This window comes from Streptococcus mitis ATCC 6249 (assembly GCF_000146585.1).
Lineage (GTDB): Bacteria > Bacillota > Bacilli > Lactobacillales > Streptococcaceae > Streptococcus > Streptococcus mitis_AZ.
Map to the genome: position 1 here is coordinate 140,007 of NZ_GL397179.1, position 23,546 is coordinate 163,552.

At 37.7% G+C, this 23,546-nt stretch carries 20 protein-coding genes and 2 tRNA genes; 17 read left to right on the forward strand and 5 right to left on the reverse strand.

Annotation, left to right across the window (positions count from 1 at the left end; translation table 11 throughout):
* The first annotated feature begins 21 nt into the window (after positions 1 to 21).
* Positions 22 to 93, forward strand: a tRNA-Glu gene (locus HMPREF8571_RS02735).
* 5 nt (positions 94 to 98) lie between these two features.
* Positions 99 to 172, forward strand: a tRNA-Asn gene (locus tag HMPREF8571_RS02740).
* A 38-nt stretch (positions 173 to 210) separates the two neighbouring features.
* Here the strand turns inward: HMPREF8571_RS02740 and HMPREF8571_RS02745 are convergent.
* Positions 211 to 753: a TetR/AcrR family transcriptional regulator gene (locus tag HMPREF8571_RS02745; protein WP_000665082.1), complete on the reverse strand. Its 543-nt coding sequence runs from the start codon at positions 751 to 753 to the stop codon at positions 211 to 213.
* Positions 754 to 879: 126 nt separating this feature from the next.
* On the opposite strand from HMPREF8571_RS02745, the gene HMPREF8571_RS02750 reads away from it, so the two are divergent.
* Positions 880 to 3,534 carry a YhgE/Pip domain-containing protein gene (locus tag HMPREF8571_RS02750; RefSeq protein WP_000472083.1) on the forward strand — a complete coding sequence of 885 codons (2,655 nt, stop codon included), beginning with the start codon at positions 880 to 882 and terminating at the stop codon, positions 3,532 to 3,534.
* 21 nt (positions 3,535 to 3,555) lie between these two features.
* Here the strand turns inward: HMPREF8571_RS02750 and HMPREF8571_RS02755 are convergent, their stop codons facing one another.
* Both HMPREF8571_RS02755 and HMPREF8571_RS02760 read right to left on the reverse strand, forming a co-directional pair.
* Entirely contained in the window at positions 3,556 to 6,108 is a 2,553-nt protein-coding gene (locus tag HMPREF8571_RS02755) for a YfhO family protein (RefSeq protein WP_000834687.1), read from the reverse strand.
* 61 nt (positions 6,109 to 6,169) lie between these two features.
* Positions 6,170 to 7,792 (reverse strand): ATP-binding cassette domain-containing protein, encoded by a 1,623-nt coding sequence (locus HMPREF8571_RS02760; protein WP_000958775.1) that lies wholly within the window; start codon positions 7,790 to 7,792, stop codon positions 6,170 to 6,172.
* 195 nt (positions 7,793 to 7,987) lie between these two features.
* Here HMPREF8571_RS02760 and trpS point away from each other — a divergent pair, with 195 nt between their 5' ends.
* Together trpS and guaB are read left to right on the forward strand one after the other, a co-directional pair.
* Positions 7,988 to 9,013: a tryptophan--tRNA ligase gene (trpS, locus tag HMPREF8571_RS02765; RefSeq protein ID WP_000165461.1), complete on the forward strand. Its 1,026-nt coding sequence runs from the start codon at positions 7,988 to 7,990 to the stop codon at positions 9,011 to 9,013.
* A 153-nt stretch (positions 9,014 to 9,166) separates the two neighbouring features.
* The gene (gene guaB / locus HMPREF8571_RS02770; protein WP_000073403.1) at positions 9,167 to 10,645 is read left to right on the forward strand and encodes an IMP dehydrogenase; all 1,479 of its coding nucleotides are present in this window, start codon (positions 9,167 to 9,169) and stop codon (positions 10,643 to 10,645) included.
* Between the two features lie 59 nt (positions 10,646 to 10,704).
* Here guaB and recF read toward each other — a convergent pair whose 3' ends face one another.
* Both recF and yaaA read right to left on the reverse strand, forming a co-directional pair.
* A complete protein-coding gene (gene recF / locus HMPREF8571_RS02775; protein WP_000266698.1) occupies positions 10,705 to 11,796 on the reverse strand; it encodes a DNA replication/repair protein RecF in 1,092 nt (363 codons plus the stop codon).
* 2 nt (positions 11,797 to 11,798) lie between these two features.
* Positions 11,799 to 12,167 carry a S4 domain-containing protein YaaA gene (gene yaaA / locus HMPREF8571_RS02780; protein ID WP_000455886.1) on the reverse strand — a complete coding sequence of 123 codons (369 nt, stop codon included), beginning with the start codon at positions 12,165 to 12,167 and terminating at the stop codon, positions 11,799 to 11,801.
* 158 nt (positions 12,168 to 12,325) lie between these two features.
* Between yaaA and yfmF the strand changes: the two genes are divergently transcribed.
* From yfmF to tsf, 12 genes are all read left to right on the forward strand, one after another.
* Positions 12,326 to 13,576, forward strand: coding sequence for an EF-P 5-aminopentanol modification-associated protein YfmF (gene yfmF, locus HMPREF8571_RS02785; RefSeq protein ID WP_000424580.1), 1,251 nt, complete (start codon positions 12,326 to 12,328; stop codon positions 13,574 to 13,576).
* The gene (gene yfmH / locus HMPREF8571_RS02790) at positions 13,573 to 14,856 is read left to right on the forward strand and encodes an EF-P 5-aminopentanol modification-associated protein YfmH (RefSeq protein ID WP_000170127.1); all 1,284 of its coding nucleotides are present in this window, start codon (positions 13,573 to 13,575) and stop codon (positions 14,854 to 14,856) included. Before yfmF ends, yfmH begins: the two co-directional genes overlap by 4 nt.
* 36 nt (positions 14,857 to 14,892) lie before the next feature.
* Positions 14,893 to 15,714, forward strand: a complete 822-nt coding sequence (rodZ, locus tag HMPREF8571_RS02795) for a cytoskeleton protein RodZ (protein WP_001227952.1) — start codon at positions 14,893 to 14,895, stop codon at positions 15,712 to 15,714.
* 10 nt (positions 15,715 to 15,724) lie between these two features.
* A complete protein-coding gene (pgsA, locus tag HMPREF8571_RS02800; RefSeq protein WP_000712145.1) occupies positions 15,725 to 16,270 on the forward strand; it encodes a CDP-diacylglycerol--glycerol-3-phosphate 3-phosphatidyltransferase in 546 nt (181 codons plus the stop codon).
* Positions 16,267 to 17,094, forward strand: coding sequence for an energy-coupling factor ABC transporter ATP-binding protein (locus HMPREF8571_RS02805; protein ID WP_000835735.1), 828 nt, complete (start codon positions 16,267 to 16,269; stop codon positions 17,092 to 17,094). Before pgsA ends, HMPREF8571_RS02805 begins: the two co-directional genes overlap by 4 nt.
* Complete coding sequence (locus tag HMPREF8571_RS0101820; RefSeq protein WP_000513199.1) at positions 17,079 to 17,918, forward strand: energy-coupling factor transporter ATPase; 840 nt, start codon at positions 17,079 to 17,081, stop codon at positions 17,916 to 17,918. The genes HMPREF8571_RS02805 and HMPREF8571_RS0101820 overlap by 16 nt, the downstream gene beginning before the upstream one ends.
* On the forward strand, positions 17,911 to 18,705 hold the full coding sequence (locus HMPREF8571_RS02810; RefSeq protein ID WP_000377874.1) for an energy-coupling factor transporter transmembrane component T family protein: 795 nt from the start codon (positions 17,911 to 17,913) through the stop codon (positions 18,703 to 18,705). The genes HMPREF8571_RS0101820 and HMPREF8571_RS02810 overlap by 8 nt, the downstream gene beginning before the upstream one ends.
* Before the next feature lie 59 nt (positions 18,706 to 18,764).
* Positions 18,765 to 19,583 carry a rod shape-determining protein MreC gene (mreC, locus tag HMPREF8571_RS02815; protein ID WP_001078973.1) on the forward strand — a complete coding sequence of 273 codons (819 nt, stop codon included), beginning with the start codon at positions 18,765 to 18,767 and terminating at the stop codon, positions 19,581 to 19,583.
* Complete coding sequence (mreD, locus tag HMPREF8571_RS02820; RefSeq protein WP_001235988.1) at positions 19,583 to 20,077, forward strand: rod shape-determining protein MreD; 495 nt, start codon at positions 19,583 to 19,585, stop codon at positions 20,075 to 20,077. Before mreC ends, mreD begins: the two co-directional genes overlap by 1 nt.
* 93 nt (positions 20,078 to 20,170) lie before the next feature.
* A complete protein-coding gene (pcsB, locus tag HMPREF8571_RS02825) occupies positions 20,171 to 21,376 on the forward strand; it encodes a peptidoglycan hydrolase PcsB (protein ID WP_000726994.1) in 1,206 nt (401 codons plus the stop codon).
* Positions 21,377 to 21,596: 220 nt separating this feature from the next.
* Positions 21,597 to 22,376, forward strand: coding sequence for a 30S ribosomal protein S2 (gene rpsB, locus HMPREF8571_RS02830; RefSeq protein WP_000268475.1), 780 nt, complete (start codon positions 21,597 to 21,599; stop codon positions 22,374 to 22,376).
* Positions 22,377 to 22,454: 78 nt separating this feature from the next.
* Complete coding sequence (gene tsf, locus HMPREF8571_RS02835) at positions 22,455 to 23,495, forward strand: translation elongation factor Ts (RefSeq protein ID WP_000808057.1); 1,041 nt, start codon at positions 22,455 to 22,457, stop codon at positions 23,493 to 23,495.
* The last annotated feature ends 51 nt before the right edge of the window (positions 23,496 to 23,546 follow it).

Below are 23,546 nucleotides of genomic sequence, written 5' to 3' on the forward strand. Positions count from 1 at the left end.
TTATATCTGCTACAGATAGATGGTCCGTTGGTCAAGGGGTTAAGACACCGCCTTTTCACGGCGGTAACACGGGTTCGAATCCCGTACGGACTATGTTATCCGCCATAGCTCAGTTGGTAGTAGCGCATGACTGTTAATCATGATGTCGTAGGTTCGAGTCCTACTGGCGGAGTCAGATAAAAAGAACACCAGGTGGTGTTCTTTTTATTCTTAGTTTGTATCACCTAACATTTTCATAAGGAAGTCTGTCATTTCTTGCGGGCTTTCTTTTTTTCCGTGTGCAATCCATGTCTGGCAAACTCCGAATAGGGCATTTGTTAGATAAATGCTACTGTATTCTAGTTCAATTGGATTTAGTTGTAGTTGCATAAAACGTTTCTGAAGATCAGTGCTAAGCATAATATGCAGTTTATTTCTCAAGAAATTTTGGATTTCTTTGGTTCCATTTTCAGAAAGAAGAGAAGCCAGAAGTGGTTCTGATTCTAGATATTCAAATACTTCTAAAATAGCATCTCTTTTATGATGAACATGTTTTTGAAAAATATATTCAAAGGTATGAAAGAGTTTACTTTGGTAGTGCTCAATCATATCATACTTATCCTTGTAGTGAGTGTAAAAGCTGGAACGACTAATTCCGGCTTTTTCAGCTAACTTGACCGTAGAAATTTGATCAAAGGGGTAGTCCGTCAATAATTGAACCATGGCATTTTCGATAATACGTTTTGTTTTTAAGCGTTTGTTACTTTCTTTCATAACTCCTCCTTGTAGACAAATTAGACAATATGTCTAAAAAATGATTTTTTACCTTGTAATTTGGATTTTTTTATGTATAATCTATTATATCAAAATTTTAGACAATATGTTTAAAAAGGAGGAAATATGTTTAAAGAATGGAAAGCAATATTAAAAAAACCGACCTTTATCATTGTAATGATAGGGATTTCTCTCATTCCAGCTTTATACAACATTATATTTTTATCATCCATGTGGGATCCATATGGTCAATTGTCAGAGTTACCTGTAGCAGTTGTCAATAAAGATAAGGAAGCTTCTTATAATGGACAGACAATGACAATAGGTGAAGACATGGTGTCTAATTTGAAAGAAAATAAGGCTTTAGATTTTCATTTTGTTAATGAAGAGGAAGGGGAAAAAGGCCTAGGAGATGGTGACTACTACATGGTAGTGACTTTACCAAGTGACTTATCTGAAAAGGCTACTTCTATCCTAACTAATCATCCTGAACAGATGCAGATTGATTATCAGACTTCAAGTGGGCATAGCTTTATTGCAAGCAAGATGAGTGATTCTGCAATGACACAGTTAAAACAAACCGTTTCTACTAATGTAACTGAAACGTATACCAAGGCTTTATTTCAAAAAATGAATGACTTGAAGTCTGGAGTAAACAAGGCAGCTGATGGAAGTGAACAACTGGTTGATGGAGCAAATCAGTTGGTGACGGGAAGTCAAACATTGACGACAAATCTTAATACTCTAGCTAACTCAAGTGTAACTTTTTCAAATGGAGCAGATCAATTTACAAAAGGTTTATCTAGCTATGTGTCTGCTATAGAGCAATTACATATTGGTTTAGGAACTTTTGATAGTGGTTTACAAAGTTATACAAATGCTGTTTCACAGGTTGACACTGGACTTGGTCAATTAGCTTCAAAAACTCCTGAGCTGGTGACAGGTGTAAATCAGCTAAATACTGGTATAAAATCCTATACAGGTGGCGTTTCACAACTGGATACAGGTCTCAATCAATTTTCAGTTGGTGTAAATGCTTATACAAATAGTGTGAAAGAACTTTCTAATGGAACAAGTCAATTATCCAATAAATCAGATACACTAAGAGATGGAATGGAGCAATTAAATACTGGTATTAAAGAAATTTCAAGCCAATTAGAGTCCTCATCTCAACAAAATAAAGAAATAGCGCAATTGACAACAAGCTTAGGAGAACTGAATAAAACATTACAAGCTCTTACGATATCAGATAATACCCAACTGAAAAGTACATTGTCAGAAGCTTTGCCAAATCTAACAACTCTTGCTCAGGATATTGTGACTAAAAGTCAGACAGAACAAGAAAAAACTCTTGCGAACCTTCAATCAACAGCTACTTATCAATCTCTTACAGAGGAACAAAAGAAAGAACTGACAGAAGCTATTTCTAAAAATTCTAATTCTACTATTGAGTCAGCAAAAACAATTTTAACGACAGTAGGAGGATTGAAAGAAAGTATAGAGAATTCAGAACAACAAGTAACCAATCTATCTGATGTACAGAAGAAAGCAAATCAACTCCTACCTGTAGCATCTAGCTCCTTGACAACCTTGTCAAATGGATTTACAAAATTGCAAACTGCTGTAGATAATCAGTTAGTTCCTGGAAGTCAGTCAATTGAAAAAGGAGTTGTAAACTATACTAAGGGGCTGGACACAATTTCTATAGGTGCCAATAAACTAAGTGAAAAGAATTCAAACTTAACAACTAGTCTAGATCAATTAGTTTCTGGATCAAGTAAGTTGACAGAAAATACATCAACCTTGACAGCTGGAGTAGATGCGTTAGCTGGAAAAGCTCCAGAATTAGTATCAGGTATAGAAAGTTTGTCATCTGGTTCTACTCAATTAAATAATAAGAGTCCAGAGCTAATAGCAGGTCTTGCTAAATTACAATTTGGCTCTGGTCAATTAACAGATAAATCAACACAGTTACTTTCTGCAGCATCTCAACTAGGAAGTGGTGCTATGAAGATTTCAGATGGTACTGGAAAACTAGCAGAAGGTGGAACAAGCTTAACCTCTGGTCTTGAAGATTTACAGACAGGAGTTGGTTCATTAGGACAAGGATTAGGAAATGCTAATAATCAGCTCAAATCAGCATCAACAGAATCTGAAAATGCAGAAACATTATCTGAACCTCTAGTTCTTTCAAAAACAGATAACGACCAAGTTCCTGTAAATGGGATTGCTATGGCTCCTTATATGATATCAGTTGCTCTTTTTGTTGCTGCTATATCTACTAATATGATTTTTGCTAAGTTGCCTTCTGGACGTCATCCAGAGAGTCGTTGGGCTTGGTTGAAGTCTCGATCTGAAATAAATGGCATTATAGCTGTCTTAGCAGGTGTTTTAGTTTATGGAGGTGTCCATCTTATTGGATTGACTGCGAACCATGAGATGAGGACCTTGATTCTAATTATAATCACAAGTTTAGCTTTCATGTCTATGGTGACAGCTTTAACAACTTGGAATAGCCGTATAGGAGCCTTCTTCTCTCTTATTTTACTATTATTACAGTTAGCATCAAGTGCAGGGACCTATCCCCTTGCTTTGACAAATGATTTCTTCAAAGGTGTCAATCCTTGGTTACCAATGAGTTATTCTGTATCAGGCTTACGACAAACAATCTCTATGACAGGAAATATTCATCACCAAGTGATTTTCCTTATTATAACACTAGCTTTCTTTACTGCTTTAGGTATGCTAGCTTATCAACCTAAGAAAATGGAAGAAGATTAAAAAGATTGACCAATTCTTTGGTCAATCTTTTTCTGTATTAGATAAATTTTGTCTGTGATTATAGATCCCAAAAAGAAGAAGGGCAGTTAATGAGCAGGCTGCTCCAATAACAAAACCATTGGGGATAAAGGAAAGTGTAATGGTGCCTTTTCCCTTTGGAACATCAACTTTCATAAAACCAGTTTGAGCCTGCTTGATTTCAAGTTTTTTCCCATCTTGGTATGCAGACCAACCTTTGTCATAAGGAATAGTGAAGAAAATAGAGGTATCTTGTTTTACTTCATATGTAGCAAAGACCTTGTTTTTAGAAGTTGATACCTCTACAGGCTGTTCTTTAATTTTCTGGATTGCCTCAGTCAAAGCTTGGGTATCTAAACGATAGAAGGTTGGATTTTCAAATGACACTTGAGAATTTCCAGGGAAGCTAACACTGATATTGAAAGTTTTTTGTTCCTCAGTATAACCCAAATTAAAGAAGTTAAAAGCATTGTCAGTTGTAAAAGTCTTCTTTTCTCCATTGACAAGTATGTCAATCTTCTTTTGTTTATCATTAGTAAAATGAAGATTTGAAAAAGAGAGATAGACTTGACTATTTTGAGGAACCTCAATTTGATAATCAATCCTTGCATCCTCATTCGTAGAACTCGTGATACTTGTTAAACCATCAGAATTATCTGTTTTATCATATGCTATTTGGGAGAAGTAATCTAAGTTGAGATTAGCAAGCTGGTTTATAAATAAAGCCTGATTATCTAGAGTATGATTGTTAAAGTTTACATCTTTGTAAATAGATTGAGTGGCAAAAGCAATGGGTAAAGAGAGTTGATTTTTATATAAGGTTAAATGATCCTTTTGATAAATCTCTTGAAATCCATACTTATCAAGTGAAGTTTCAGAAATATTGTACTGGATTCCAAATAAACTGTCTGCTAAAATACTATTATTTGCATAACGAAGATTGAGGTTGGTTCCAGAGGATTTGAATCCAAGTTTATCCAAACTAGTGCTAGCTGAACGATTTCGTACAGATGAAAATTGAGAGATTCCATTGTAGTTAAATTTCATACTGTCATTTCCTGTCTGAATTTGTAGTTTCTCAGTACGTGTAAATGGATTGTCAATTTGGTTTAGAATGGATTCCATAGCGGTGATATCTCTATTATAGGCGCTACGAGAAGCAAAGGCCCATTCTTTAGCTATTCCTTCCATTTGAGCTGAAGCATTTAGACTTATCTCAACTGTTATAAATAAAGATAAAAGAATTGCAAATAGTTTTACAGAGATAAATTTTCTGATGACTGCAAGGAGTAAAAGAGCATAAACTAGGAGAAATTCAAGGGTGAGTAGGATATTCAGATCTGTTAAAAAAGAATAGTGTGATTTAAAGTATACAGTAGCTAAAAATCCTGTTAATACAAGAAAAAGGGAGACAAATAGATTCCAGAGCTTCAATTCTTTCAGACGATTTAAGACTTCTGCTGCAGTATAAATTAACAGAGTAGAAAAAATCCAAGCATAGCGATGTAAAAACATATTTGGAGTATGCATCCCCTGCCAAAATAAATCAAGTGCCTCTATGTAAAAGCTTGTTATTAAAAAAATAAAGAAAATTGCATAAGTAAGTTTCACGTGAAACTTGATGGATTTTATTGTGAAAAATAGAATGGTTAAAATAAAAGGAAGCAATCCAACAAAAATCATTGGTATAGATCCATACTTAGTTGTATCAAAAGATCCAATGAATTGTTTTGCGAAAATATCCAAATACCAACTACTATCCGTCTTTAATTTTGTGATGGCAGTTAACTTCTCCCCATGAGTTTGTAAATCAAACAATGTAGGAAGAGTCATAATCAAACTAGCCATTCCTGCTAAAAATGAGGTAACAACAAAATCAAGAAAAGATGATTTTCTATTTTTAAAGTCCCATGAAATTTGGCAGAGATACCAGAAAATAAGAAACAATGCTGTCATATATCCAAAATAATAGTTTTGAATAAACAAGATTGACAGACTTGTAAAGTATAGTAGACGCTTCTTTTGTGTTATAAGTAGGTGTAAGCCAGTTATAATTAAAGGAATCAAGATAAAAACATCTAGCCAGGTTTTTATCTCTAACTGACTAACGGTAAAGCTCATTAGAGCATAGGAAGTAGATAAGGACAGTTTTAAAGATTTCCGAACATCTTTAAATAATCTATTTAGACTAAAGAAGGTTGACAGGCCAATCAATCCAAATTTTAAGAGAGTTGTTAGATAAACAGCATCTGGCATATTCGACAGATTAAAAAAGTAAACCAGAGGTGAGAGAAAACTACCCAAGTAATAACTAGATAGAGCATAGAAATTCAGTCCGAGGCCACTTGTAAAGGTGTAAAACAAACTACCATTTCCATGTAGAATATTCCGTAAAGCCACATCAAAAATAACGTACTGGTGGAAACCATCTCCTAATAGTGGAGATGTATCGCTATTCCAGTAAATCCCTTGAGATAGATATACTCCAGACATAATCACTACAGGAATGATGAAAGAAATAAAATAGGTTCGATATGTTTTTAAAAATGATTTCATGTTACCTCGTAGAATGATAGAAAACTCAGTTGGTTAACCCAACTGAGTTTTGAAGTCTTATTTAGTCTTTCCAAAGGTCTTTGACTTTTGCTTGTACTTCTGCATTTTCTAGGAATTCATCATAGGTTTCATCGATACGATCGATGACGCCATTCTTAGACAAAACAATGATATGGTTTGCCAAAGTTTGAATGAACTCGTGGTCATGACTGGCAAAGATGATTGATTCTTTAAAGTTTTTCAATCCATCGTTTAAGCTTGAAATAGATTCCAAGTCCAAGTGATTTGTTGGATCATCAAGTACAAGGACATTTGATTTCAGAAGCATAAGTTTTGAAAGCATGACACGAACTTTTTCTCCCCCTGACAAGACATTTACAGGTTTGTTAACCTCATCACCAGAGAAGAGCATACGACCAAGGAAACCACGTAAGAAGGTATTATCATCTTCTTCTTTACTTGCAAATTGACGCAACCAGTCAAGAATTGACTCGCTCCCTGCAAAATCAGCAGAGTTATCTTTTGGTAAGTAAGAGCGACTGGTAGTAACTCCCCACTTAACCGTTCCTTCATAGTCAATGTCACCCATGATTGCACGAATTAGTGCAGTAGTTTGGATGTCATTTTGTCCAATAAGAGCCGTCTTATCACCTGGACGCAAGATAAAGCTGATATTATCTAAAATAGTCTCACCATCAATCTTTACAGTTAGGTTTTCTACTGTCAAGAGATCATTACCAATCTCACGCTCTGCTTTAAAGTTGATAAATGGGTATTTACGACTGGATGGAACAATTTCTTCTAGTTCAATCTTGTCAAGCATTTTTTTACGAGACGTTGCTTGTCTTGACTTAGAAGCATTGGCAGAGAATCGAGCAACGAATTCTTGCAATTGCTTAATTTTTTCTTCCGCTTTGGCATTACGGTCTGCTAACAATTTAGCAGCAAGCTCAGAAGATTCCTTCCAGAAGTCATAGTTTCCGACATAGAGTTTGATTTTTCCAAAGTCAAGGTCTGCCATGTGAGTACATACTTTGTTGAGGAAGTGACGGTCATGGGATACAACGATGACAGTGTTATCAAAGTCAATTAAGAAGTCTTCTAGCCATGTAATTGATTGGATATCCAAACCGTTGGTTGGCTCGTCCAAGAGAAGAACATCTGGTTTGCCAAAAAGTGCTTTGGCAAGGAGAACTTTTACTTTTTCACCATTGGCCAATTCGCTCATGTTTTGGTAGTGCAATTCTTCAGGAATGTTAAGATTTTGAAGCAGTTGAGATGCTTCACTTTCTGCTTCCCAACCTCCAAGCTCAGCAAACTCACCTTCGAGTTCAGCTGCACGAACACCATCTTCATCAGAAAAATCTTCCTTCATGTAAATAGCATCTTTCTCTTTCATAATGCTATAAAGCTTTTCATTTCCCATGATAACGACATCAATTGCACGTTCATCTTCATAGTCAAAGTGATTTTGACGAAGAACAGAGAGACGTTCATCTGGACCAAGAGAAATGTGACCAGTTGTAGGTTCGATATCTCCAGCTAAAATTTTTAAGAATGTAGACTTCCCAGCACCATTAGCACCAATTAATCCGTATGTATTTCCTTCTGTAAATTTGATGTTGACATCATCAAAAAGTTTGCGATCACTAAAACGTAGTGAAACATCAGATACTGTAAGCAATGTTTTTCTCCTATAATATGTATTACATTTATTTTACTAGAAAAGAGAGAAATATTCAAATTTTTCTTTGTCAATTTTATGTCAACTAAGTTTACAGTTATATTTACAGCGAATCGGCTCTTTGATTTAAATAATTTTCTGTTATTTTAACAAAAAAATGCTATAATTGAAGAGACCATTTCGAAGGAGAAAAAAATGACGAAACCCATTATTTTAACAGGAGACCGTCCAACAGGTAAACTGCATATTGGACATTATGTTGGTAGTCTAAAAAATAGAGTGTTACTACAGGAAGAAGATAAGTATGAGATGTTTGTTTTTTTGGCGGACCAACAAGCATTGACAGATCACGCCAAAGATCCTCAAACGATTGTAGAGTCTATTGGGAATGTTGCCTTGGATTACCTAGCAGTTGGATTGGATCCAAGTAAATCAACTATCTTCATTCAAAGTCAGATTCCAGAGTTGGCTGAGCTGTCTATGTACTATATGAATTTGGTGTCACTAGCTCGTTTGGAGCGTAATCCGACAGTAAAAACAGAGATTGCTCAAAAAGGATTTGGGGAAAGTATTCCGACAGGTTTTTTGGTTTATCCAATCGCTCAGGCAGCAGATATCACAGCCTTTAAGGCTAATTATGTTCCTGTAGGAACAGACCAAAAACCAATGATTGAACAAACTCGTGAGATTGTTCGTTCCTTTAATCATGCTTATAACTGTGATGTTTTGGTGGAACCAGAAGGTATTTACCCAGAAAATGAAAGAGCAGGTCGTCTACCTGGTCTAGATGGAAATGCCAAAATGTCTAAATCCCTCAATAATGGTATTTATCTAGCTGATGATGCTGATACTTTGCGTAAAAAAGTCATGAGTATGTATACAGACCCGGATCATATTCGTGTTGAGGATCCAGGTAAGATTGAAGGAAACATGGTTTTCCATTATCTAGATGTTTTTGGTCGTCCTGAAGATGCTAAAGAAATTGCAGAGATGAAAGAACACTATCAACGTGGTGGTCTTGGTGATGTGAAGACGAAACGCTATCTACTCGAAATACTTGAACGCGAACTTGGTCCTATTCGTGAGCGCCGTATCGAATTTGCTCAGGATATGGGAGAAGTGTATAATATGCTTCAAAAAGGAAGCGAAAAAGCTCGCGAGGTTGCTGGACAAACTCTATCTGAGGTTAAGGAAGCAATGGGACTTCATTATTTTAAATAAGCTTATATACTATAAGAAATTATCTTTTTTCGCACAGGAAAAGATAGTTTTTTTATTTGTCCTTGTATCATTTGACAAATTTTCATAGAATGGTATGATAGATACAATACAAAAAGAGTCAAGCTCAAAAAGAAAGAAAAGAGGAAACTTCGAATGTCTAATTGGGACACTAAATTTTTGAAAAAAGGTTTTACCTTTGATGATGTATTGCTTATTCCAGCTGAGAGTCATGTGTTGCCGAATGATGCAGATTTAACAACAAAATTGGCAGATAATCTGACTTTAAATATCCCAATTATTACAGCCGCAATGGACACAGTCACAGAAAGCCAAATGGCCATTGCCATTGCTCGTGCGGGTGGTCTTGGAGTAATCCATAAAAACATGTCAATTGCGCAACAAGCAGACGAAGTTCGCAAGGTAAAACGTTCTGAAAATGGTGTTATTATTGATCCATTCTTCTTGACTCCAGAACATACCATTGCTGAGGCAGACGAACTGATGGGACGTTACCGTATCAGTGGTGTTCCAGTTGTAGAAACACTTGAAAATCGTAAATTGGTTGGTATTCTAACAAACCGAGATCTTCGCTTTATTTCGGATTACAATCAACCAATCTCAAACCATATGACTAGTGAAAATCTTGTCACTGCTCCTGTGGGTACAGATCTTGCAACAGCTGAACATATTCTTCAAGAACACCGTATTGAAAAACTTCCTTTGGTTGACGAAGAAGGCCGTCTTTCTGGCTTGATTACTATTAAGGATATTGAAAAAGTTATTGAGTTCCCAAATGCTGCCAAAGATGACTTTGGTCGTCTACTAGTTGCTGGTGCGGTGGGTGTCACTTCAGATACATTTGAACGTGCAGAGGCTCTCTTTGAAGCAGGGGCTGACGCAATTGTTATTGATACTGCACATGGTCACTCTGCTGGGGTTCTACGTAAAATTGCTGAAATTCGTGCTCACTTCCCAGATCGCACTTTGATTGCTGGTAATATTGCAACTGCAGAAGGTGCGCGTGCTCTTTATGATGCGGGTGTGGATGTTGTCAAAGTCGGGATTGGACCAGGTTCTATCTGTACTACTCGTGTGATTGCAGGTGTAGGTGTCCCACAAGTGACAGCAATTTATGATGCGGCAGCAGTTGCGCGCGAATATGGAAAAACGATTATTGCTGATGGTGGAATCAAGTATTCTGGAGATATTGTAAAAGCCCTTGCTGCAGGTGGAAATGCAGTTATGCTTGGTTCAATGTTTGCTGGAACAGATGAAGCACCAGGTGAAACTGAAATTTTCCAAGGACGTAAGTTTAAGACTTACCGTGGTATGGGATCAATCGCTGCAATGAAGAAAGGTTCAAGTGATCGTTACTTCCAAGGTTCTATCAATGAAGCAAACAAACTCGTTCCAGAAGGAATTGAAGGTCGTGTTGCCTATAAAGGTGCAGCAGCTGATATTGTCTTCCAAATGATTGGTGGTATTCGCTCTGGTATGGGTTACTGTGGTGCAGCCAACCTTAAAGAATTGCATGACAATGCTCAATTTATTGAAATGTCTGGAGCTGGTTTGAAAGAAAGCCATCCTCATGATGTACAAATCACTAATGAGGCACCAAACTACTCTATGTAAGAAACAAAAAAGAACTCCTGAATTTCAGGAGTTCTTTTTTGTTTACAAAGGTGTCAATTTTAATTTACAGATATTCTACCGTTTTGGATGTTGAAAATGCTAAGATTTTCTGGCAAGTTTTGTAAGTGATCTAAACTTGTTGTTGTGATAAAGGTCTGGATAGATTGTGAAATAGTTTCTAGTAATTTTAGTTGTCGTGTGTTGTCAAGTTCGCTCATAACATCGTCAAGCAAGAGTATTGGAGACTCGTTAGTAATGCTTTCCATTAGTTCAATCTCTGCTAGTTTGATAGAAAGCACAAGACTACGATGTTGCCCTTGACTTCCAAAACTAGCATCCATACCGTTGATATAGAAAGCAATGTCATCTCGATGAGGGCCAACACCAGTATTCTTTTTAAATAAATCTCTTGATCTACTTTTTTCTAAAGCCATTTTAAAAGAATCCATTAAGACTTCTTCATTAGTGAAGTTGACAGTTGATTGATAAGAAATTGACAACTCTTCTGATTGGTTTGAAATTTCTAAGTGTTTTTTTTGACCGAATTTCTCTAGGTCTTTGATGAATTTTATCCGATGTTTTATGACGCGACAACCATACTCTACTAACTGATCATCTAAGACCGATAGAAATGTTTCGTCAATCTTTTGACTGGATTTTAGGTAAGTGTTTCTTTGCTTGAGTATATGGTTATAGTTTGACAAGTCTGACAAGTAGATTGGTTTAATTTGTCCCAGTTCGATATCTATAAACTTTCGACGGACAGAGGGTGCTCCTTTAATTAACTGGAGATCCTCAGGTGCGAAGAGAACCACATTCATATGTCCGATGTAGTCTGAGAGGCGAGCTTGCTTTAAGTGATTGACTTTAGTCACACGCCCTTTTGGTGTTAAATCAATTTCTAGAGGGATAGAGCCTGTTTTTTTCTGTAGCATGCCAGAAAGATGGAGTTGTTCTTCATCAAAATGAATGAGATTTTTATCTGTCCGAGTCCGATGGCTACGTGTTAAGGCCAAGAAATAGATTGCTTCTAGAATGTTGGTCTTTCCTTGTGCATTTTGACCTAAAAAGACGTTTAATTTTGGATTGAAATCAATTTTCGTCTCTTTGTAGTTTCGAAAGGTTTTTATTGTTAAATGTTGGAGCCACATGATTATCTTCCTGGAAAACGTGGAGCTTGTTTGGTTTTAGGTGATAAAGCAGTTTTTTGTTTTTCTTTCTTTACACCCTTGTTCATCTCTTTGACAAGTTTAGCAATCCGCTCTTTTTCAATCTTATCTGCTTGGTATTCTTCTTGCTCTTTTAAACTTGGTTGTGTCAAGGTGATGTCAATCTTTAAATCAGGGATGTCAATCGCATCTCCAACACGAATTTTTTTCCCACGTCTAGTTTCTAATTCACCATTAAAGTAAACTTGATGTTCCATCAAAAAGGATTTAATAGCACCACCGCTTTGTATAATTCCAAGCTCTTTTAGGAGGGCTTGGAGCGTAATAAATTCTTCAAATAATTTGTATTCCATAATTCACCTCAATCTAAGGTATTATACCATATTTCTTAGAATTAAGTGAGCGAAATCACTGGAAATGAAAACGATTTTTATTTTAAAAGCGGTAAAGAGAATAAGAAATATTTTCCTTTTCGTGATATAATAGAACTCTATATGTAAGGAGGTAAGGTATGGAGTTAGTGCCTGGAATTTCAGCACATTTTGTTCAATCCAAAAAGTTTAAAACAAATAAAATCACTGTTCGTTTTACTGCTTCCTTATCTCTTGAGACAGTAGCAGGACGCATGCTAAGTGCGAGTATGTTGGAGGCTGCCAATAAAGCTTACCCAACTTCTCAAGCTTTTCGTAGATATTTAGCAAGTTTGTACGGAGCAGATATTTCTACGAGTGCTTATCGTAGAGGACAGGCACATATTCTTGACTTAACCTTTACCTATGTACGAGATGAGTTTTTGAGTAAAAAAAATGTCTTGACTTCTCGAATTTTGGAATTGGTAGAACAGATTTTATTTGCCCCCTTAGTTCTAGATGGAGCCTTTGAGCCAACCTTATTTGAAATTGAAAAAAAGCAATTATTGGCTAGTTTAGCTACTGATATGGATGATTCATTTTATTTTGCTCATAAGGAGTTGGATAGCTTGTTCTTCCATGATGAGCGTCTTCAATTGAGATACAGTGATTTACGAAATAGCATTTTAAATGAGTCTCCAGAAAGTAGCTACACTTGCTTTCAAGATGCTCTGAAAAATGATCGGATTGATTTCTTTTTCTTAGGTGATTTTAATGAAGTAGAAATTGCAGAATCGCTGAAGTCATTGCCCTTTACAGCTAGAAAGAGCGATGTTGCCATCCAGTACAATCAGTCTTATTCGAATGTTTTACAAGAAGGAATGGTTCAGAGAAATGTTGGACAATCTATTTTGGAAATGGGCTATCATTCTCCTGTAAAATATGGTGATGATCAGCATCTGCCTATGCTTGTTATGAATGGTTTGTTGGGGGAATTTGCACATTCGAAACTCTTTACAAACGTTCGTGAGAATGCTGGGATAGCCTATACGGTCTCTAGTCAATTGGATCTGTTTAGTGGCTTGTTAAGAATGTATGCAGGTATCGATAGAGGAAATCGGAATCAAGCTAGAAAAATGATGAATCATCAGTTGATGGATTTGAAAAAGGGCAACTTTACAGATTTTGAGTTTGAACAAACCAAGGAGATGATTCGAAGATCTTTATTGATTTCTCAAGATAGTCAGCATACCCTAGTTGAAAGAATCTATTTAACTGCACTATTTGGAAAAGAGACTTTTGACATTGACCGGTTGTTGGAAAAATTAGAGAGTGTCGATAAAGAGGCTGTATGTAAAGCTGCCAACAGTTTGAAGTTACAAGCGATTTACTTTATGGAAGGAGTAGAATGACAAAGGTTACTTTTGAAGAGAAATACTATTCTGCTGTAAAGGAAAGAGTGTACAAAGCACAATTGTCAAATGGATTGACAGTTTCTTTACTCCCTAAGCAAGATTTCAATGAGCTTTACGGGGTTGTAACGGTTCAATTTGGCTCTGTAGATGCAACTTATACAAGCTTGGAAAAAGGTTTACGTCATCATCCAACAGGAATTGCACATTTTCTTGAACATAAATTGTTTGAAAGAGAAAATTCTGAGGATATAATGGCTGCTTTTACTCGATTAGGCGCAGACAGCAATGCCTTTACAAGCTTTACTAAGACCAGCTATCTTTTTTCAACAATTGATCATTTATTAGATAATTTAGATTTGCTTGATGAGTTAGTTGGAGATGCTCATTTTACAGAAGAGTCTGTTTTGAGGGAACAAGATATTATCCAGCAAGAACGAGAAATGTATCAAGATGATCCAGATTCGCGTTTGTTTTTTGCAACATTGGCCAATCTTTATCCTGGTACTCCTTTAGCAACAGATATCGTAGGGAGTGAAAAATCAATTTCTGAGATTCAAGCTTCAAATTTAAAAGAAAACTTTACAGACTTTTACAATCCTGTCAACATGTCTCTGTTTTTAGTTGGAAATATTGATGTGGAGCTCATTGAGGAATACTTTTCGAAAAAGGAAAATATGATTTTAGAGCAGTTTACAGTTTCAAAAGAGCAACTTCCTTTGCAACCTGTGAAGCAAACAGATAGTCTTCGTATGGAAGTTTCTTCACCCAAGCTTGCTGTTGCTATTAGAGGAACTGATCAAATAACGGAAGAGGAGTCTTATCGTTACAACATTTTATTGAAATTGCTATTTACAATGATGTTTGGCTGGACCTCGGATTGTTTTCAAAGATTATACGAGACAGGGAAATTAGATGCGTCATTGTCACTAGAGGTTGAGGTAAATAGTCGCTTTCATTTTGTGATATTGACGATGGATACCAAGGAACCTGTTTCTTTGTCGCACCAATTTCGGAAAGCTATTCGTCAGTTTAGTAGTGATGCAGATATTACTGAGGAGCATCTCGATCTTGTTAAGAGTGAGATGTTTGGAGAATTTTTCAGTAGTATGAACTCCTTGGAATTTATTGCAACTCAATACGATCCTATGGATCGCGGAGAAACAATTTTTGATTTTCCGAAAATTTTACAGGAAATTACTTTGGAAGATGTTCTTGAAGCTGGGCATCGTTTGATTGATAATGGTGATCTAGTTGATTTTACAATTTTTCCGGCTTAAATAAGGCAAGAACACTAGAAAGAAGGAATGGTAAGTATGAGAAAAAAAACAATTGGTGAGGTTCTGCGTTTAGCTAGAATTAACCAGGGATTGAGTATAGAAGAATTGCAGGAAAAAACTGAAATTCAGTTGAATTTTCTAGAAGCAATGGAGGCGGATGATTTCGATCAACTTCCTAGCACTTTTTACGCTCGTTCTTTTTTAAGAAAATATGCTTGGGCAGTAGAGTTAGATGAAAGAATTGTCTTGGATGCCTATGATTCAGGTAGTATGATCACCTATGAAGAGGTCGATGTTGATGAAGAAGACTTGTCTGGTCGTAGACGATCAAATAAGAAAAAAACGTCTTATCTCCCTTTGTTTTATTTTGTGCTATTTGCTTTATCAATTTTAATTTTTGTGACTTACTATGTTTGGAACTACATCCAAACTCAGCCAAGTCCTTCTTCAGCTAACTATAGTGTTGTGAACTCATCTAGTTCAACAACCTCATCTAGTTCATCTTCTAGTAGTCAGGTATCAAGCTCATCTTCTACTGCGGAATCAACTATTACCGTTTCAGGTGAAGGGAACCGCATCGAAGCCCGCTATAAAACGAGTAAGGAAACAGCTGTGGTTCAACTGACTGTTTCGGATGCAACTAGCTGGGTAAGTGTTTCAGGAAGTGACCTTGAAGGTGGTGTGACCTTGTCATCAGACAATAAAAACGCAAAAACAACAGTTTCGACGAAAGAACCTGTGACGATTACTTTGGGTGTAGTGAAGGGAGTTACTTTAACTGTGGACAATCAAACAATCGATACCTCGAAGCTGACAACTCAGACTGGAACTGTAACACTTACATTTACTACAGATTAAGGAAGAACCAATGAAAAAAGAACAAATCCCTAATGTATTAACAATTGGTAGAATTCTCTTTATACCTCTCTTTATTCTTATTTTGACTTTGGACGATTCACAAGGCAGTCACCTGCTGGCAGCGATTATCTTTGCAGTTGCTAGTGTGACAGATTATCTTGATGGTTACCTTGCTCGTAAATGGAATGTGGTTAGCAACTTTGGAAAGTTTGCAGATCCAATGGCGGATAAGTTGTTGGTTATGTCAGCTTTTATCATGTTGATTGAGTTGGGTATGGCTCCAGCTTGGGTTGTTGCTATTATCATCTGTCGTGAACTCGCTGTGACAGGCCTTCGTCTGTTGCTCGTTGAGACAGGAGGAACAGTTCTGGCGGCAGCGATGCCTGGGAAAATCAAGACCTTTAGTCAAATGTTTGCCATTATCTTTTTGCTCTTACATTGGAATTTAATTGGGCAACTGTTGCTTTATATCGCTTTGTTTTTCACTATCTACTCTGGTTATGATTATTTCAAGGGTAGCGCTCATCTATTCAAAGGAACATTTGGTTCGAAATGAAATCGATTATTGAAGTAAAAGATCTGTCTTTTCGATACAAAGAAGATCAAGAGTATTATGATGTTAACAGCGTTACGTTTCACGTGAAACGTGGGGAGTGGCTCTCAATCGTAGGTCATAATGGGAGTGGGAAGTCAACAACTATTCGTTTGATTGATGGCTTGCTTGAAGCGGAATCTGGAGAAATCTGGATAGATGGCCAATTGCTGTCTCCTGAGAATGTTTGGGACTTGCGTCGTCAAATTGGTATGGTTTTTCAAAATCCAGACAATCAATTTGTAGGGGCAACTGTTGAAGATGATGTTGCCTTTGGCCTAGAAAATCAGGGACTTCCTCGTGAAGAAATGAAGAAGAGAGTGGCTGAATCTTTGGAGTTAGTAGGTATGCTAGACTTTAAGAAGAGAGAACCAGCCCGCTTATCTGGTGGACAAAAACAACGGGTGGCCATTGCAGGAGTTGTTGCCTTGAGACCTGCTATTTTGATTCTGGACGAGGCTACAAGTATGTTGGATCCCGAGGGGCGCAGAGAACTGATTCATACAGTTCAAGAGATTCGAAAAGACTATCAGATGACAGTTGTCTCCATTACGCATGACTTGGAAGAAGTTGCGATGAGTGACCGTGTCCTGGTCATGAAAAAAGGCCAAGTGGAGTCAACCAGTAGCCCAAGAGAACTTTTTTCTCGGGACGACCTTGACCAGATAGGCTTAGATGATCCCTTTACGAATCAATTGAGAGAATCTTTGAGAGAGACAGGCTATCAGTTGCCAGATGGTTATTTGACAGAAAGAGAGCTAGAGGACAAGTTATGGGAATTACTCTAGAAAATGTGAGCTTTACCTATCAAGAGGGGACTCCCCTATCTTCATCAGCCTTGACTGATGTTTCCTTGGAGATTGAGGACGGCTCCTATACAGCTTTGATAGGACATACAGGTAGTGGGAAATCGACGATCTTACAGCTTTTAAATGGCCTATTGCTTCCAAGTAAGGGTTCTGTTCGAGTTTTCGATACCGTCATTACCCCTACATCAACAAATAAAGAAATTCGACAGATTCGAAAGCAAGTCGGTCTAGTTTTTCAATTTGCTGAAAATCAGATTTTCGAAGAAACTGTTTTGAAAGATGTTGCGTTTGGACCACAAAATTTTGGAGTTTCTGAGGAAGAAGCCAAGAAAATTGCACGTGAAAAGTTAGCCTTGGTAGGGATTGATGAGTCACTCTTTGAGAGGAGTCCATTTGAACTTTCGGGTGGTCAGATGAGACGTGTGGCCATTGCAGGGATACTAGCCATGGAGCCTACTGTCTTGGTTTTGGATGAGCCAACAGCTGGATTAGATCCTTTGGGCAGAAAAGAATTGATGACTCTGTTTAAAAAACTTCACCTTGCTGGAATGACAATCGTCCTGGTAACGCATTTGATGGATGACGTAGCTACGTATGCTGATCAGGTCTATGTTATGGAAAAGGGGCGTTTAGTCAAAAGTGGCAAACCGAGTGATGTTTTCCAAGATGTAGCCTCTATGGAAAAGGTGCAGTTAGGTGTGCCTAAAATAACAGCCTTTTGTAAACGTTTGGCAGATAGAGGTGTAGCTTTTAAAAAACTGCCAATCAAGATAGAGGAGTTTAAGGAGTCGCTAAATGGATAGTATGATTTTAGGGCGTTATATACCGGGGGATTCCATTATTCATCGCTTGGATCCCCGTAGTAAATTGCTCGCTATGATCCTGTTGATTTTGATTGTATTTTGGGCCAATAATCCCCTCGCCAATCTCATTCTTTTTGTAGCAACAGGTATATTTATCGCTTTGTCGGGCATTTCCCTCTCATTTTTTGTCCAGGGATTAAAATCCATGTTTTTCTTGATTGCTTTTACGACTCTTTTTCAACTATTTTTCATTTCAAGTGGAAATGTCTTATTTGAGTTTTCTTTTATAAGAATAACGGATTATGCTTTGCAACAAGCTGGGATTATTTTCTGTCGTTTTGTCTTGATTATTTTCTTTTCAACTTTGCTAACGTTAACGACCATGCCTTTGAGTCTGGCAGCTGCAGTTGAATCTCTCTTAGCGCCTCTGAAACGCGTGAAAGTTCCCGTTCATGAAATTGGCCTCATGTTATCAATGAGTTTGCGTTTTGTTCCAACCTTGATGGATGACACGACGAGAATTATGAATGCTCAGAAGGCTCGTGGAGTTGACTTTGGCGAAGGTAGTATCGTTCAAAAAGTAAAGGCTATGATTCCGATTTTAATTCCTCTTTTTGCGACTAGCTTAAAGCGTGCAGATTCATTGGCAATAGCCATGGAAGCGCGTGGTTATCAGGGAGGAAAGGGTAGAAGTCAGTATAGACAGTTGAGATGGAGTCAAAAGGATACACTGGCGATTCTTGTGATTCTGGTGCTGGGATGTCTCTTATTTTTCTTAAAATCTTAGTGGATTTGTAAGATTGATAAAAAATCACAGTAGTAGATCTTTAGTAAAAAGGTAGGAATATGAACCGTTTTAAAAAATCAAAATATCTAATCATCGTTTTTGTCACAGTTCTGGCAGTTTCTGTACTATTAGTGACAACCTATTCAAGCGCTATTGTGACGAAACTAGGAGATGGGATTTCCTTGGTAGATAGAATTGTTCAAAAACCCTTTCAGTGGTTTGATACTTTCAAATCGGATTTGGGTCATTTGACGCAGACTTACAATGAAAATGAGAGTCTAAAAAAACAACTCTATCAACTAGAGGTGGAGTCTAATCAATCACAACGTTTAAAAACAGAAAATGAACAACTACGTCAGCTTCTAGAGATGAAGTCAAAATTACAGGCCACAAAAACCCTAGCAGCAGATGTGATTATGCGAGCTCCTGTGTCTTGGAAACAAGAGTTAACAATTGATGCGGGAAGTTCAAAAGGAGTTTCTGAAAACATGTTGGCCATTGCAAATGGTGGCTTGATTGGTAGTGTTTCAAAAGTAGAGGAGCATTCAACAACGGTCAACTTATTGACAAACACTGGAAATTCCGATAAAATTTCCGTTAAAATCCTGCATGGTTCTACTGAAATTTATGGAATCATCGTTGGTTATGACAAGGAAACCGAGCTGCTTAAAATTAGTCAATTAAATAGTAATAGCGACATTAGCGCGGGAGACAAGGTGACGACAGGGGGGCTCGGAAACTTCAATGTTAAGGATATTCCTGTTGGCGAGGTTGTTGCCACATCGCACAGTAGTGATTATCTAACGCGAGAGGTAACAGTAAAGTTGAGTGCTGACACCAAAGATCTTCATGTGGTAGAGTTAGTGGGGAATTCGTAATGAGACTGTTTAAACAAGTTGGTATTTTCTTTTTACTCCCTGTTGTCGTTCTAGTTGATGCTCATATTGGTCAATTGGTGGGATCCTTCTTCCCCCACTTTCATTTGGCCAGTCATTTTCTTTTCTTGTTTCTCTTATTTGAGACAATCGAGGTGTCAGAGTATCTCTATCTAGCCTATTGTTGTATAGTGGGTTTGGTTTACGATATTTATTTTTTCCACTTGATTGGAATTGCCACGCTTTTGTTTATCGTGATTGGTGCTTCGCTCCACAAGTTTAACAGCGTGATTCTGACGAATCGTTGGACAAGGATGTTGACCATTATTGTAATCAGTTTTCTGTTTGATATGGGGAGTTATCTTCTGGCTTTAACTGTAGGATTGACGGTAGATTCTATGCCAGTTTTCATTGTCTATAGCCTTGTCCCATCAATGATTCTGAACTTCTTATGGATGGCGATTTTCCAATACATTTTTGAAAAATATTATCTATGAGAAAGAAATATAAATGTAACAAAGGCGTAATATTTATTATGTCTTTTTTTGGTATACTAGTAATGTCTTAAATAGAAGGAGTATCTACACAATATGAAGAAAAAAATCTTAGCGTCACTTTTGTTAAGTACAGTATTGGTTTCACAAACGGCGGTATTAACAACTGTTCATGCTGAAACAACTGATGAAAAAATTGCTGCTCAAGATAGTAAAATTAGTGACTTGTCAGCTAAACAAAAAGAAGCTCAAAAAGAAGTAGATGAAATCCAAACGCAAGTTACAGCTATTCAAACACAACAAGCAAGCTTGCAAGCTGAAAATGAAACTCTTCAAGCTGAGTCTAAGAAACTTGAAGGAGAAATTACAGAGCTTTCTAAGAACATTGTTGCTCGTAATGACTCATTGGAAAAACAAGCACGTAGCGCACAAACAAATGGTGCTGCAACTAGCTACATCAACACAATTGTAAACTCAAAATCAATTACGGAAGCTATTTCACGTGTTGCAGCTATGAGCGAGATTGTATCAGCTAACAACAAAATGTTGGAACAACAAAAGGCTGATAAAAAATCAATTGCTGAAAAACAAGTTGCGAATAACGAAGCTATCAATACCGTAATTGCCAACCAACAAACTCTTGCTGACGATGCACAAACATTGACAACAAAGCAAGCTGAGTTGAAAGTTGCTGAGTTGAACCTTGCTGCTGAGAAAGCTACTGCAGAAGGCGAAAAGGCTACTTTGCTAGAACAAAAAGCAACTGCAGAAGCAGAAGCGAAAGCAGCAGCAGAAGCAGAAGCAGCTTACAAAGCTCGTCAAGCAAGCCAACAACAATCAGTAGTTGCTTCAGGAAATACAAGCTTCTCTGCTCAAGTACAAGCGACATCAACATCTGATGATGAGGATTCAAGCTACACTCCAGCACCTGCTCCAACTCCTGCTAGACAACGTCCAACATATAGCTCAAATGCATCAAGTTACCCAACTGGTGAATGTACTTGGGGAGCTAAAACATTGGCACCTTGGGCCGGAGATTACTGGGGTAACGGAGCTCAGTGGGCAACAAGTGCTGCAGCAGCAGGATTCCGTACAGGATCAACTCCACAAGTTGGTGCGATTGCATGTTGGAATGATGGTGGTTATGGACACGTAGCGGTTGTTACGGCAGTTTCATCATCATCTCGTATCCAAGTATCAGAATCAAACTACGGTGGAAATCGTACAATCGGAAACAAACGTGGATGGTTCAACCCAACTACAACTTCTGAAGGTTACGTAACATACATCTATCCAAACTAATGAACCAAATAAAGAGGCTCGATTTGAGTCTCTTTTCTTTTTTAGTTTTAAGTTAGACCAAAAACTAGAAAAACACTTGAAAATATTGATAAAATGTGGTAGAATGAAACTTGTCGTGTAAACGATAATACTCATTCTTGATGAATTGTGAAACTGTTGCCCTCGGGTCGTTTTGCAAGTTGAAATCGAGGAGAGGAAAAAACAAAAAGGAGAAATACTCATGGCAGTAATTTCAATGAAACAACTTCTTGAGGCTGGTGTACACTTTGGTCACCAAACTCGTCGCTGGAACCCTAAGATGGCTAAGTACATCTTCACTGAGCGTAACGGAATCCACGTTATCGACTTGCAACAAACTGTAAAATACGCTGACCAAGCATACGACTTTATGCGTGATGCGGCAGCTAACGATGCAGTTGTATTGTTTGTTGGTACTAAAAAACAAGCTGCTGACGCTGTTAAAGAAGAAGCAGAACGTTCAGGTCAATACTACATCAACCACCGTTGGTTGGGTGGAACTCTTACTAACTGGGGAACTATCCAAAAACGTATTGCTCGTTTGAAAGAAATCAAACGTATGGAAGAAGAAGGAATCTTCGACGTTCTTCCTAAGAAAGAAGTTGCACTTCTTAACAAACAACGTGCACGTCTTGAAAAATTCTTGGGTGGTATTGAAGACATGCCTCGTATCCCAGATGTAATGTACGTAGTTGACCCACATAAAGAACAAATCGCTGTTAAAGAAGCTAAAAAATTGGGTATCCCAGTTGTAGCCATGGTTGACACAAACACTGATCCAGATGATATCGATGTAATCATCCCAGCTAACGATGACGCTATCCGCGCTGTTAAATTGATCACAGCTAAATTGGCTGACGCTATCATCGAAGGACGTCAAGGTGAAGATGCAGCAGCAGTTGAAGCTGAATTTGCAGCTTCAGAAGCTCAAGCTGACTCAATCGAAGAAATCGTTGAAGTTGTAGAAGGCGACAACGCTTAATTCATATAAATAGTAATTACCTAGGAGGGCGGGGCCTAGCCCAGCTCTCCTATTTTTAAAAAATATAGGAGAATCAAAATGGCAGAAATTACAGCTAAACTTGTAAAAGAGTTGCGTGAAAAATCTGGTGCCGGTGTTATGGACGCTAAAAAAGCGCTTGTAGAAACAGACGGTGACATCGAAAAAGCGATTGAATTGCTTCGCGAAAAAGGTATGGCGAAGGCAGCTAAGAAAGCTGACCGTGTTGCTGCAGAAGGTTTGACTGGTGTATTTGTTAATGGTAACGTTGCAGCAGTAGTTGAAGTAAATGCTGAAACTGACTTCGTTGCGAAAAACGCTCAATTCGTTGACTTGGTAAACGCAACAGCTAAAGTAATTGCTGAAGGAAAACCAGCGAACAACGAAGAAGCTCTTGCTTTGACAATGCCTTCAGGTGAAACTCTTGAAGCTGCATATGTATCTGCAACAGCTACAATCGGTGAAAAAATCTCATTCCGTCGTTTTGCTTTGCTTGAAAAAACAGATGCGCAACACTTTGGAGCATACCAACACAATGGTGGACGTATCGGTGTTATCTCTGTAATCGAAGGTGGAGACGAAGCGCTTGCTAAACAAATCTCAATGCATATTGCTGCGATGAAACCAACAGTTCTTTCTTACAAAGAATTGGATGAGCAATTCGTTAAAGATGAGTTGGCACAATTGAACCACGTAATCGACCAAGATAACGAAAGCCGTGCAATGGTTGGTAAACCAGCTCTTCCACACTTGAAGTATGGATCAAAAGCACAATTGACTGATGAAGTGATTGCTCAAGCTGAAGCTGATATCAAAGCTGAGTTGGCTGCAGAAGGCAAACCAGAAAAAATCTGGGACAAAATCATCCCAGGTAAAATGGACCGCTTCATGCTTGACAACACTAAAGTTGACCAAGCATACACACTTCTTGCACAACTATACATCATGGATGACAGCAAGACAGTTGAAGCTTACCTTGAATCAGTAAATGCTTCAGTAGTTGAGTTCGCTCGCTTTGAAGTTGGTGAAGGTATTGAGAAAGCTGCAAACGACTTTGAAGCAGAAGTTGCAGCTACAATGGCAGCAGCCTTGAATAACTAATAGAAAAGGAAGCAAATTGCTTCCTTTTTCTTTTTGTCTAGAGAGTAGAGT